Annotated in this window: 10 protein-coding genes and 1 pseudogene; 4 read left to right on the top strand and 7 right to left on the bottom strand. The window is 35.2% G+C overall.

Features of this window, described 5'->3' with window-relative positions:
- Positions 1–12 precede the first annotated feature (12 nt).
- Genes EL158_RS02430 through EL158_RS02400 form a run of 7 tightly spaced genes read right to left on the bottom strand, consistent with a single transcriptional unit; the run spans position 13 to position 5,788 of the window.
- Positions 13–1,122, bottom strand: a complete 1,110-nt coding sequence (locus EL158_RS02430) for an ABC transporter substrate-binding protein (RefSeq protein WP_027304086.1) — start codon at positions 1,120–1,122, stop codon at positions 13–15.
- Between the two features lie 10 nt (positions 1,123–1,132).
- On the bottom strand, positions 1,133–2,248 hold the full coding sequence (locus tag EL158_RS02425) for an ABC transporter substrate-binding protein (protein WP_027304085.1): 1,116 nt from the start codon (positions 2,246–2,248) through the stop codon (positions 1,133–1,135).
- A 22-nt stretch (positions 2,249–2,270) separates the two neighbouring features.
- Positions 2,271–2,690, bottom strand: a complete 420-nt coding sequence (locus EL158_RS02420) for a c-type cytochrome (protein ID WP_027304084.1) — start codon at positions 2,688–2,690, stop codon at positions 2,271–2,273.
- An 11-nt stretch (positions 2,691–2,701) separates the two neighbouring features.
- On the bottom strand, positions 2,702–2,899 hold the full coding sequence (locus EL158_RS02415; protein ID WP_027304083.1) for a mini-MOMP protein: 198 nt from the start codon (positions 2,897–2,899) through the stop codon (positions 2,702–2,704).
- 53 nt (positions 2,900–2,952) lie between these two features.
- The gene (locus tag EL158_RS02410) at positions 2,953–3,459 is read right to left on the bottom strand and encodes a YqhA family protein (RefSeq protein WP_027304082.1); all 507 of its coding nucleotides are present in this window, start codon (positions 3,457–3,459) and stop codon (positions 2,953–2,955) included.
- Positions 3,459–4,487 (bottom strand): aspartate-semialdehyde dehydrogenase, encoded by a 1,029-nt coding sequence (locus EL158_RS02405; protein WP_027304081.1) that lies wholly within the window; start codon positions 4,485–4,487, stop codon positions 3,459–3,461. The genes EL158_RS02410 and EL158_RS02405 overlap by 1 nt, the downstream gene beginning before the upstream one ends.
- 5 nt (positions 4,488–4,492) lie before the next feature.
- Positions 4,493–5,788 carry a sigma-54-dependent transcriptional regulator gene (locus EL158_RS02400; RefSeq protein ID WP_027304080.1) on the bottom strand — a complete coding sequence of 432 codons (1,296 nt, stop codon included), beginning with the start codon at positions 5,786–5,788 and terminating at the stop codon, positions 4,493–4,495.
- Between the two features lie 132 nt (positions 5,789–5,920).
- On the opposite strand from EL158_RS02400, the gene ruvB reads away from it, so the two are divergent.
- From ruvB to ruvA, 4 genes and pseudogenes are all read left to right on the top strand, one after another.
- Positions 5,921–6,928, top strand: a complete 1,008-nt coding sequence (gene ruvB, locus EL158_RS02395; protein ID WP_027304079.1) for a Holliday junction branch migration DNA helicase RuvB — start codon at positions 5,921–5,923, stop codon at positions 6,926–6,928.
- Positions 6,929–6,930: 2 nt separating this feature from the next.
- Positions 6,931–7,974 carry an AI-2E family transporter gene (locus EL158_RS02390; protein ID WP_027304078.1) on the top strand — a complete coding sequence of 348 codons (1,044 nt, stop codon included), beginning with the start codon at positions 6,931–6,933 and terminating at the stop codon, positions 7,972–7,974.
- A 41-nt stretch (positions 7,975–8,015) separates the two neighbouring features.
- A pseudogene (locus EL158_RS02385) lies at positions 8,016–9,876 on the top strand (flagellar assembly protein A).
- Positions 9,852–10,403 carry a Holliday junction branch migration protein RuvA gene (ruvA, locus tag EL158_RS02380; protein ID WP_027304076.1) on the top strand — a complete coding sequence of 184 codons (552 nt, stop codon included), beginning with the start codon at positions 9,852–9,854 and terminating at the stop codon, positions 10,401–10,403. The pseudogene EL158_RS02385 and the gene ruvA overlap by 25 nt, the downstream one beginning before the upstream one ends.
- The last annotated feature ends 6 nt before the right edge of the window (positions 10,404–10,409 follow it).

Raw genomic sequence — 10,409 nt, 5'->3', positions numbered from 1 at the left:
TACAAATTTCCCTTAAGGGTTAATAATATCTTTAAAAACTTGCTTTTGATTTTTAATCTCTTTAAGCACAACCGAACGCGTAGCATTTCCTGTTTCATCAATACTAATTATTCCAGAAACTCCTTCAAAATTGGTCGTTTGATGAATTTTTTCATTAACGCAAATTGGAGTTAGATTATCCACGCAAGCATTAAGGGCATTAAACATCACAAAATAAGCATCTGCACCCATAGCCGTGAAATTCGACACTTCTTTAGTGCCTTTTATTTTTTCATAATTGGCAATGAAATCTTTGCTAAGCTTTGTTGTAGGATTATGAGAGTCAAAACTATCAGTAAAGATATAACCCTCACTTGCACCACCTGCCAATTCTATAAAGCTTTGATCAGCCACTCCATCAGCCGAAGCCATAGGTGTTGATAAACCGGCATTTCTTGCTTGACGCACAAATAAAGACGCTTCACTATAATAAAGTGGCAAAAAGATAAATTCTGGCTTTAAGCCTTTTATTTGTGCAATGATAGCTTTAAAATCCTTATCGCCCGAATTAACTCTCAAGCTTTTTAAAATCTTACCGCCCTTAGCACTAAATTCTTTTTCAAAAGCCCTAGCCAAACCCAAAGAATAATCTGTGCTTTGATCTAAAACTAACACGGCATTTTTATAATTTAAATTTTCAAAAGCATATTTTGCCAAAGAAGCACCTTGAAAACTATCCATAAAACATACTCTAGAAGAATAACTTTTTTTATCCAAAAGTCTATCTCCTGTGGCTGCTGGAGCAATGAGAGGAATTTTGTTATCCTCGGCTACACGCATCACTTGCAAGGTATTTGCCGTTGTCATTTCGCCTATTAAACCAAAAACTTTATCTTGCGAAACAAGACGATTGGTTGCACTTGAAGATTCTAATTTATCGCCCTTAGTATCAACTACAACAAGATTAACCTTATCGCCATTTTGTAAGGTTGTTTGTAAAGAATTAGCCAATCTAATCCCCTCTAAAGCACTTTGCCCATAAGCTGCCGTTGCGCCCGTTAATGGCAAAACAACACCTATTCGAATTTCCTTAGCACTTAAAGCAGCTACTAAGCAAGTTATTAAAACTAAACTTTTCTTCATCACTTTACCCCTATGGATTAATTACTGTTTTATAAACTTGTTTTTGGTTTTTAATTTCTTTTATTACCACAGAACGCGTAGTATTGCCACTAGCATCTATGGTAATTAATCCTCCAACGCCCTCAAAATTAGTCGTTTGATGAATTTTATCATTGACACATTCAGCATTTAGATTATTAACGCAAGCATTCATTGCATTAAGCATTACATAATATGCGTCTGCACCCATAGCAGAAAAAGCTGGAAGCTCCTTTACGCCCTTAGCCTTTTCGTAACTAACAATGAAGTCTTTACCCAATTTTGTGCTAGGATTATTAGAATCAAAACTATCTGTGAAAATCACACCCTCTACAGCATTACCGCCAAGCTCGATAAAGGCTTGATTATTTACCCCATCTCCTGCTGCTAAAAGCTTATCAAAGCCCATTTGTCTAGCTTGTCTTGCTATAAGGGCAGCTTCTGGATGATAGATTGGCATATAGACAAAATCCGCATTTAAAGCCTTAACTTGAGAAATAACCGCTCTAAAGTCCTTATCGCCAGAATTTATCATCAATTTTTTAAGCACTTTACCACCATTTGCCGCAAAACTCTTTTCAAAAGCCTTAGCAAGACCTAAAGAATAAACATTACCTTGATCCACGATAAGAACAGCATTTGAAAGCTTTAAATCTTTCGCTACATAATTGGCAAATTTATCGCCTTGAAAACTATCTTTAAAGCAAACCCTACTAGCATATTTTTTCCTATCTAAAAGTCTATCTGCAGACGCTACAGGTGCAATAAGTGGGACTTTTTTATCTTCTGCTATGGAGATAGCTTGAATTGTATTAGGCGTTGTAGCCGCTCCTATAATCCCCAAAACACCATTTTGAGAAATGAGACGATTAACCCCACTTGAAGTTTCTAGCTTATCGCCCTTATTATCAATCACAATAAGATTTACTTTATCGCCATTTGAAAGAGTTGGATTTAATTTATTTGCCAATTCTACTCCAGCAAAAACATCCTGACCATAAGCTGCAATTGTGCCTGTTAAAGGTAAAACAACCCCAACATTAACATCTTTTGCATACAAAAAGCTCGTTAGAGCTAAACTCGTCAAAGCTACAATACTTTTTTTCATTTTTTCTCCTTTTAAAATAAATTTACTTAATAAAAATTCCGTGCTTAGTTTTTTGAGGCGGCTCTTCCTCGAGTAAATCTTTCACTTGCAACTCCACCGCAAAATCTTCGCCTTTGATATAAGCAATAATTTCATCAATTTCAGCATGGCTTAGATTTCTAGAATGCACAGCCATATTGACAGAATTTCCTCCCTCTAAGGTGAAGTTAATTAAAGAAGATTTAATATCCTCTGGCTTCATATCTTTTAAAGCCTTCCCTGAAATTTTTCTTTCACCAGCATCACCGTGGCAAGTTTGACATTTCTTTTGAAAATATAAATCTTTAGCTTTTTGCATATCATAAGTTTTACCCGCATCAAAGGTATAGGTAAAAAAAGATTTTAAATTAACCCCAAAAAGACCGACAATAAAAATAGAAACTAAAAATACAAATTTCACCATATAAAAAAACCTTATTGGATCGTAATATCTGTGCGTGTTTTGGTGCTAGACTTTGAATTTTTACTCTTTAGCTTTGCGCTTGAGCTTTCATATCTATAACGCACCGTGCCTGAAACTTCCATATCTTTAAAGACTTCATCAAGAGGAGCTGCACTAGAAACTAAAATATTTGAGCTTAAAAATACACAAATAATAGCAAATTTCCTCATTGTTTCTCCTTAAATTTTTATAAAATGAAGAATTATAGCAAAAAAAGTTAAACTCAATGCCCACCCTTATGTAAAAAATAAAGTCCTACACAAAGTGCCAAAATGGACCCAGCCAAATAAGCCATATCTACAGGAGTCGCAAATTTCATCTGTAAAACACGCTGAAAAAAATTCACCACCAAAACCATAATAATCACTTTTGCAAGCTTGTCCTTAAGCTGGTCTAAGCTATGCACCTCCAAGACTTTACTTTGCTTAGTTTGCTTAAATTCCTCTATCTCGCTGATAAAAAGCTCATATACTCCAAAAGAAAAAATAAATAAAACCAAAGCCATCAAATATAAATCCACAGCCCCGATAATCAGCCCTACAACATCTTCGTGTAAATCAATCTCAACACCAGAAGTAAAGAAATATTGATAAGTGAAAAAAATCACTTTCAAAACATCATAACTTGCGATAAAAAATAGAACAAAAGCTCCCACAAGTCCAAAAATAACAGGTAAAATTGTAACAAAGCGACTTTTTACCAACAAGCCTTCAAACATCTTTTCCAACATCATTTTCCCCTTAACTCAAGCCATTTTTGTGCGATTCTTACAGCATTTGTCGCTGCTCCTACGCGAATTTGATCCGCCACACACCATAAGTGTAAAACATTATCACGACTAATATCTTTACGAATTCTCCCCACATAGGTTTCATTTGTATCACTAGTAAAAAGTGGCATAGGATATTTTTTATTAGCCACATCATCAATAACTACGACACTTGGAGCTTTTTTAAGAATTTCTCTAGCCTTTTTCACATCAACTTCTTTTTCAAAATGCAAACTCAAAGCCTCACTATGACTTCTAAGCACTCCCACACGCACACAAGTAGCCGAAATTTCTAGGTTTTTGTGTAAAATTTTTTGCGTTTCATTGACCATTTTAAGCTCTTCTTTTGTGTAGCCATTATCGCTAAATTCATCGATTTGCGGGATTAAATTAAGCGCTAAAGTGTAAGGAAAGGTATTAGCCTTAAATTCATCAAGCTTAAAGGCAAAAAAGCTTTGAAGTCCTTCCACAAGCTCCGCCATACCCTCTTTGCCAGCCCCACTTGCCGCCTGATAAGTCGCCACATCGACTCTTTTAAGCTTAAAAACTTCATCTAAAGGCTTTAAAATATGCACCATTTGTATGGTTGAGCAATTAGGATTTGCAATGATACCTGTTTTTTCCCAAAGCTTTATATCTTCAGCATTACACTCAGGGACAACTAAAGGCACATCTTGATTCATTCTAAAATGACTTGTATTATCAATCACGACAGCACCAGCCTCCACAGCAAATTTAGCATATTTTGCAGAGATACTTCCTCCCGCGCTAAAAAAGGCTATATCGACAGGATTTTGCTTAAAAACCTCTTCAGTTAGCTCCTTGACCTTATAAAATTTCCCCCTAAATTCCACTTCGCTTCCTGCACTCTTCGCACTTGCTAAAGGCAAAATGCTTTCAACAGGAAAATCAAGCTCATCTAAGACATTTAAAAGCTCCTCACCAACAGCTCCTGTCGCTCCCACTATGGCTATTTTTTGTTTTTTCATTTTCTTTATCCTTTGATGTGATATTTTTTCATTTTTTCTTTTAAAATTTTAAGTTCCATACCTAAAAATTCCGCCGTTTTCTCTACATCATAGTTCATATTTTTAAGACCTTCTTCTAAAAGCTCTTTTTCTAAATTTTTTAGCTCTTTTTTTGTGCTTCTTGCTTCTAAAAATAAATCTTCTTTAGAAATTACATCTTGCTCACTTAAAATGCAAGCTCTTTGCACTATGGAGATAAGCTCTCTTATATTGCCCGGGAATTCATAATCTAGCAGGGCATTTTGTGCTTCTTTGCCTAGCTCTTTACTCTCAAGTTCATATTCTTTGCAAGTGTTCTCTAAAACTTTTTTAGCAATGTCTAAAATTTCTTCCCTACGCTCCCTTAAAGGAGGAATTTGTATAGGTAGAGTATTTAAGCGGTAGTAAAGATCGGCTCTAAATTCTCCATTTTTAATCTTTTGCTCTAAATTTGCATTTGTCGCACTGATGATTCTTACATCGATTTTGATGGCTTTTGTGCTTCCAAGACGCGTGATTTCTTTCTCCTGCAAGGCTCTTAATAATTTTGCTTGAATTTCATAGGGCATTTCGCCAATTTCATCTAAGAAAAGTGTGCCCTCATTTGCCATTTCAAAAAGTCCTATTTTTGTCGCATTTGCATCTGTAAAAGCTCCTTTTTCAAAGCCAAAAAGCTCACTTTCTATTAGGTTTGTAGGAATTGCCGCCATATTGATAGCCACGAAAGGTTTTGAGGCTCTTTTGCTATTTTTGTGGATATGCCTTGAAAAAAGCTCCTTTCCCACCCCACTTTCACCAAAAAACATCACCGCAGCATCTGTTTTTGCCGCCTTTTCGCTCAATTTTAAAGTCGCTTCTAATTTGGCTGAAGTTGCAAAAAAGTCATTTTGTGTTAAATGATCCTTTTTAACGCCCTTTTTATCGCTTGTTTTTTCGCGTATGATTTTCGCTCTTTTAATCGCCTGAACTAAGGTATTCACATCAAAAGGCTTGGTTAAAAAGTCTTTTACACCTAAACGCACTGCTTCAATGGCACGGTTAAGCGTGGCATTGCCCGTGATGATGATAAAATCATACTTATTCTCACAGGCTTTTACAAATTCAAGTCCGTCAAGTCCGGGCATATTAATATCTGTAATAATTAAATCCGTATCATCGCTAAGTTTTTTTAAAGCTTCAGTGGCAGATTTATAAGACTTGATTTTAAATTCCTCATATTCGCCTAGAGCGATTTCTAAAGATTTTCGCATATTAATATCATCTTCAACTATAACCAAATTCATCATTTCCCTTTAAATTTAAAGCCCATACTTTAGCAAAAACAAGCTTTTAAACAAATTAAGCTCATTTCATCTTTTTTTAAAAAGCCTTTTGCTAGAATTCGCAATTTTTATCACATTTTAAAGAAAGCGATTATGGATAGGATAGTAGAAATTGAAAAATTCTCCCCAGATGAAACTTATGAAAGTTCTTTGCGACCTTCAAATTTCGATGGTTATATAGGACAAGATAATATTAAAAAAAATCTTCATATTTTCATCAACGCAGCCAAAAAACGGGGTGAATGCCTAGATCATATCCTTTTTAGCGGACCTGCTGGACTTGGCAAAACGACCTTAGCCAACATTATCGCCACAGAAATGGGAGCAAATATCAAAACCACAGCCGCTCCAATGATAGAAAAAAGCGGAGATTTAGCAGCCATTTTGACAAATTTAAGCGAAGGTGATGTGCTTTTTATCGATGAGATTCATCGTCTTAGCCCTGCGATTGAAGAAGTGCTTTATCCTGCTATGGAGGATTTTAGGCTTGATATTATCATAGGAAGCGGACCTGCGGCTCAAACGATTAAAATCGACCTTCCCAAATTCACACTCATCGGTGCGACCACAAGAGCTGGAATGCTTAGCAATCCTCTAAGAGACCGCTTTGGTATGCAATTTCGCCTTGAATTTTACAAAAATGAAGAACTTGCTCTCATCTTGCAAAAAGCCGCCCTTAAGCTTAATAAAAATTGCGAAGAAAAAGCCGCTTTAGAAATCGCCAAGCGTTCGCGTTCCACTCCTAGAATCGCCCTAAGACTTTTAAAGAGAGTGCGTGATTTTGCCGATGTCAATGATGAAGAAAATATTAGCCTCGTAAGAGCCTATGAAGCCTTAAATTCACTAGGGGTTAATGAGCTGGGCTTTGATAGTATGGATTTAAGATATTTAGAGCTTTTAACCTCCGCTAAAGGTAAAGCTATGGGGCTTGCAAGCATTGCAGCGGCTTTAAGCGAAGATGAAAATACGGTTGAAGATGTGATTGAGCCTTATTTACTTGCAAATGGCTACATCGAACGCACCGCTAAGGGACGCATCGCTAGTGCAAAAAGCTATGCTACGCTTAAGCTAAATTATGAAAAAACTTTATTTGAGGACTAAATTTGAAAAGTGGGAAAATATTTTTAATTTGTTTTATTTTGGTTATTTTAAGTCTTTTGTTTTATCTTTTTAAAAGCTTTTTGCTTGTGATGGCAATAGCAGCTCTTATGGCTGTGGCGACTTCAAATTTACACGCTAAATTCTTAAGCCTTACTAAGCAAAGAAAGCTTTTAGCCTCCACACTTACAACCTCCTTTATGATTTTACTTTTTTTCGCACCTTTTATCTATACAAGCATAGAGCTTGCAAAGGCTTTGAAAAATTTCGATATTAACCTCATCACCCAAACTCTTGATTACATTAAACATTACGAATTTTCTCTGCCCTCTTCTTTGGAGTTTTTAGAGCCTAAGATTAAAGAATTTATCGCTGAACTTGATTTAAATTCGCTTTATAGACAAGCTCTTACTTACGCTTCAAGCTTTACAAAATCAGGAGCCAAATTTCTTATGGATATGGCTTTAATTTGCGTGTTTTATTTCTTTGCAAATCTTTACGGCACAGAACTTGTCATCTACTTAAAGTCCATAGTTCCCATTAACAAAACCGAGCTTGATGAAATTTTAGGCGAAGTGGGTAATGTTATGGCTGTGGTGCTTTACTCTATGATTATCGTGGCGATTTTCCAAGGCGCACTTTTTGGAATCATAATGTTTTTTTATGGCTATGATGGACTTTTAATGGGTGTGATTTTTGCGGTTAGCTCTTTAATCCCTGCTGTGGGTGGGGCTTTGGTTTATGTGCCTGTGAGCCTTTATACCTTTGCTTCTGGGAATTTAAGTAGTGCGATTGTGATACTTGTTTATTCTTTTATAATGATTTCTTTTGTTGCTGATACACTCATTAAACCACTTATTATAAAGTGGATTAATGAAAAGCTCGTTAAAACCCCGACAAATATCAATGAGCTTCTTATCTTTCTTGCGATGATAGCTGGAATTTCAAGCTTTGGCTTTTGGGGGATTATTTTAGGACCTGCCATTTTAACCTTTTTCATTTCCACACTAAGGCTTTATAATATTTTAAAAGATAAGAATTTGATTTAAGGTTATGCGTTACAATTATATTTTTAATTAAGGAGTTTGTTTTGGCGAATTTTGATAATGTCGTTACCTATACAGAGAATCCTTACAAAGAAATGCTAAGTGTTGCCTCAAGGACGGGTCTTAGTGTGCAAGAACTCGACTTTAAACTTTTAGCCTTTTCGACTCAATTTCGCTTTGGGGAGGGGCAATGGGAAAAAATCGCCGAAAAAAGATCTCGTTAAATTTGATGATGATCAAATTTTTTTGAAAAAAGATTTACAAATTAAGCAAGAATATAAAATCGAAATTTACCAAAATATAGAAAATGATATTTATGCAAATGCCATTAAATTAGTCGCAAATAAAAATCTTACCAAAATCATCGCACAAATCGACCTTAAAGCTCTAGCTTATGAAGATAAAATCGCCATTAAAATTCTGCAAAATATCTATAAAAAAATGTTAAAACTCAAATTTCTCATAGGAATTCGCATTTTTGACTTTAAAAAAGATTTATTAAATCTTTTAGCCAAACATAAAGCCTCAGCTATAAAACAAGTCGTTTCCATTACCATAGCAAAAGGCGTAGAGCCGACCCCTAGTCAAGATGAAGAGTTAATTTTATGCTATAAAGAAAAGGCTAAAAACTACACCTTAGACGAGCAAAGGGCTAATATCATCGTGGTCGATGAAAATGAAATCGTGTTAAAGCACATAAAGGCTAAAGTCGGTGCAGAGGGCAAAGATTTAAATTTGCACAATTTAGAAGTTTTAGAACCTAAAGAAAATAAGATTAATTTTTCTTGCTCTAATGCCTTTAAAAGCGAAGAAAAGGAAAATATAGTCGAGTATATCGCTCTTAAAAAAGGCTTTGTTGTAGAAAATGCTAATAATTATGACATCGCAAATGAGCTTGAATTTGGAGCGGTTGATTTTAAAAGCATTGGTAATATCAATGCAAGCTTAGATAAAAATGTCAAGATTAACATCAAATTTGCATCTGATATGCAAGATGCTGTAAATTCTGGCGTAGGGATAGAGTGCGAAGAGCTTAATATCATCGGCAGTGTAGCGGGAAATACAAATCTTAAAGCCACTAGACTTAAAATAGAAGGTGCAACACACAGCAAGGCAAAAATTTATGCTAAAAATGGCTATATTAAAACGCACAGAGGTGTGGTAAGTGGAGAGAACATTAGCGTAGATTTACTTGAGGGAGGAAGCATTAAGGCTAAGGAAGTGCGAGTTAAAAAAAGCTTGGGAGGGATTATTGAAGCTGATAAAATTTACATAGAAGCTCTTGTGACAAATAATACTTGCACTTTTTTTGAAAATATTATAGTAGAGCGTTTTGAGGGTGATAATAACAAATTTTTTGCCAAAGTTAAAACCCTAGATAAAAATTACGATGAAGAATTTAAAAATATAGATGATGAGCTTTTTGCCTTACATAATAAAATTCACACTCTCAAACAAAGCCTATCCGCAGGAAAAACTGCCATAGATACACTAGAGGCACAAATTCAAAAATTAAAAGAAAGTGGGCAAAAAATCCCAGATAAATTCACAAAAATGCTTCAAGACTATGCAAAACTCAATGAAGAATTGCAAAAATCACTCAAAATTCAAAAAGAGCTTTTAGATAAAAAGGCTCATTTAAATGAAGAATTATTAAAGTTACAAGACGCACTTTTAAAAACTACTTTCATCAATAGGGGTGGAAAATGGAGCGATATGAACGAGGTGAGATTTTTTCTTCTCTCTCCTAAAAGTGAGCTTTTTTTCGCCTCAAATATTAATGAGGTCGCAAGACATATAGGACTTAAAAAAAATATACAAAATAACCAAGAAATAATAGAGATAGAAAAAAGAATCGATTATGATGAAAAGGATACGCAATGGTTGTCGCCATCGAAGGAATAATCACTAAAAAAGAACCTACTTTTGCCGTGCTAAAAACGCAAAATGGCGTAAGTTATGGAATTTATATCTCGCTTTTTTGTGCGGCAAAATTAGAACTTCACACCAAGTGTGAGCTTTTAATCACGCAAATCATCAAGGAAGACTCTCATAAGCTTTATGGCTTTTTGGAAAAAGATGAGCAAAAAATTTTTGAAATGCTTTTAAAGGTCAATGGCATAGGTGCAACAACGGCTATGGCTATATGCTCAAGCCTCGATAGTAACGCCTTTTATAAAGCCTTAAGCTTAAATGATGAAAGCGTCTTTAAAAAGGTGCCAGGAATTGGTGCAAAAAGTGCCAAACGCATTATTGTTGAATTAAGCGATTCTAAAATGGCGTTTAATAATGTCAGCGATGATAAAGCTCAGGCTCTAGCCGCCCTACTTTCTTTGGGCTTTAAACAAGATAAAATTCTAAGCGTTTTAGCCACTTGCGAGGCTAAGGATACGAATGAGCTTATCAAAGAAGCTTTAAAAAAACTTGCATAAAAGGAC

Source organism: Campylobacter upsaliensis (assembly GCF_900637395.1).
Taxonomy (GTDB): Bacteria; Campylobacterota; Campylobacteria; order Campylobacterales; family Campylobacteraceae; genus Campylobacter_D; species Campylobacter_D upsaliensis.
The sequence above is the reverse complement of the archived record's forward strand: the minus strand, read 5'-3'. Positions and strand labels throughout refer to the sequence as shown.